A 206-nucleotide genomic window follows, 5' to 3' on the forward strand; every position below is an offset into this window, starting at 1 on the left:
GCCCGTCACCATGAAGGAGCCCAGCCCGGGCACGTTGAAAATCGTCTCGACGATCACGGCGCCACCGAGCAAATAGGCAGTGATGGTGGCGAGCAGGGGCAGGGTCGGGATGCCCGCGTTGCGGAACACGTGGGTCCCCACGAATGGTCCTGTCTCTTTTACACATTTGACGCTTGCGGCGAGCGATCAAGATGGGGACTCGGGTG

General features: G+C 62.1%; 1 protein-coding gene. It reads right to left on the bottom strand.

Annotation, left to right across the window (positions count from 1 at the left end):
• Nucleotides 1–141, bottom strand: a 141-nt coding sequence (locus CH42_RS15840) for an ABC transporter permease subunit (RefSeq protein ID WP_306455186.1), incomplete at its 3' end; no start/stop codon positions are given.
• Nucleotides 142–206: the final 65 nt, after the last annotated feature.

The sequence above is a fragment of the Leucobacter musarum subsp. musarum genome, from assembly GCF_001273845.1.
Taxonomy (GTDB): domain Bacteria; phylum Actinomycetota; class Actinomycetes; order Actinomycetales; family Microbacteriaceae; genus Leucobacter; species Leucobacter musarum.